The sequence below is a fragment of the Microcystis sp. LEGE 08355 genome (assembly GCF_015207185.1).
GTDB classification, from domain to species: Bacteria; Cyanobacteriota; Cyanobacteriia; order Cyanobacteriales; family Microcystaceae; genus Microcystis; species Microcystis panniformis.
In genome coordinates, this window is sequence record NZ_JADEXI010000778.1 from 1 (window position 1) to 1,789 (window position 1,789).

The 1,789-nt window shown below is 47.7% G+C and carries 1 protein-coding gene and 1 pseudogene; both read right to left on the bottom strand.

The window, feature by feature from the left end; genetic code table 11:
• Positions 1-439 (bottom strand): annotated as a pseudogene (rpoC1, locus tag IQ242_RS23935) (DNA-directed RNA polymerase subunit gamma); the annotation flags it as partial.
• A 180-nt stretch (positions 440-619) separates the two neighbouring features.
• On the bottom strand, positions 620-1,789 hold a 1,170-nt coding region (locus IQ242_RS23940), incomplete at its 5' end, for a WD40 repeat domain-containing protein (RefSeq protein WP_193961672.1).

A 1,789-nucleotide genomic window follows, 5' to 3' on the forward strand; every position in this document is an offset into this window, starting at 1 on the left:
CCACATAGGCATTAAAATAGACGATCTGCTCCACGTCCCGCAGGGGCATATCGAGCAGGATACTGAGATAACTGGGAATACCTTTGAGATACCAAACGTGGGTGACGGGGGCAGCTAATTTGATAAAACCCATGCGATGACGACGTACCCGCGACTCGGTGACTTCCACCCCGCAACGTTCACAGACAATTCCCCGGTGACGGACGCGTTTGTATTTACCACACCAACATTCCCAGTCTTTCGAGGGGCCAAAAATTTTCTCGCAGAATAACCCATCCATTTCCGGTTTGAGAGTCCGATAGTTGATCGTTTCTGGTTTGGTTACTTCTCCGACGAGTTGACCGTTAGGTAGGGTTCTTTCTCCCCATTGCCGAATTCTCTCGGGGGACGCTAAACCGATTTTGACGTAATCAAATCTTTGATCTGTTGGAGTCTTCATTCTGAATTTTTTACTATGGGTAATGATTCTGGGATAAGCGATCGCTCTCGCGTTCTCGATGCCCCGATGACAACTATTAGGCAGAAACGACAGTTAACTCAGTCACTTTTTCTTGGGGTCAAACTGGCCCGATCGAGTCCGGGACATTACATTATACAATTTTTCCAGTTCGATCGACCATTAAGTGATATTTTCCCAGATGATGATGCTACCGTCGGCCGCAGCCGCTGCTAGGTGACAATAATCGGGGCTGAGAACTAAACTGGAGATCGGTGATGATCGCCCATTGTCGGTGCTAAGAGTTGCGATCGCCTGTTGAGAATTGGCTAACCAGATTTTAATCTCTCCGTCGGTTCCCCCGGTAAATAACCATTGACCCTCCTCTGCAAATACCAAGCTTGTCACCTGACCATTATGGGCATTAATCACCCGAATTGGCGCAAAATGACCGCTTTTCTCCGGGTCGTATTGCCAGATTTTCACCGTCCCATCCACACAACCGGCGGCAATAATCTGACTATCGGCAGCGATCGCCAGACTCTGCACCGAAGAAACGTTACCGGATAGGACGGCAATTTTTTCTCCCGATCCCAATTGCCAGAGGGTAACAGTGCCATCACCTCCAGCTGCGGCGATAAAATCTTGATTAGGAGCCACTGCTAGGGCATAAATTGCCCCTAGACTGTCATAGGAGCTAAATGCTTCGTTTTCCTGCTCTAAATTCCACTGTTTTAGGGTTTGATCGTAACTACCGCTAACCAAAAAATGCCAACGGGGGGCAAAATCCAGACCATGAATCGAACCGAGATGACCGAGGAAAATTTGATTTAATTCCAGACTACTGCCATCGCTGGCTAAAGTCCATAATTTAACGGTTTGATCGAATCCTCCCGTCGCTAGATGATAATCGCCGTTTCCAGTCACTGCTAGGGCTAAAATGCCCTGATCGTGAGCTTCCACCGTATTAATCAGGGTTCCTGTGGCAAAATCCCAGATTTTTAGGGTACGATCCCAACTAACGCTAATTAAAAACTGTTGATTCTCGGTAATTGCGATCGCTGTAATCATTTCCCGATGGGCGGCCAGACGGCGATAATAGTGCCAATGGGGGATATCGACGGGGGGGGAAGTGGGAGTTAAATTAAGGGTAGGTAGGGTGATTTGTGGCTCATTTTCCGCTTTTGTGGCGGGAATATCGGCCGATTCTTCGTTAAGCGGCAAAATATCTCTGTGTAAGCGACCGTAGGATTTTTCCAGATGTTCGATGCGTTCCAGCAGCCCGTTACGGTTGATATATTGAATAATTTGATTGTGGGACTGTTCGAGGACGAGAATATTCTCCTCTAATTC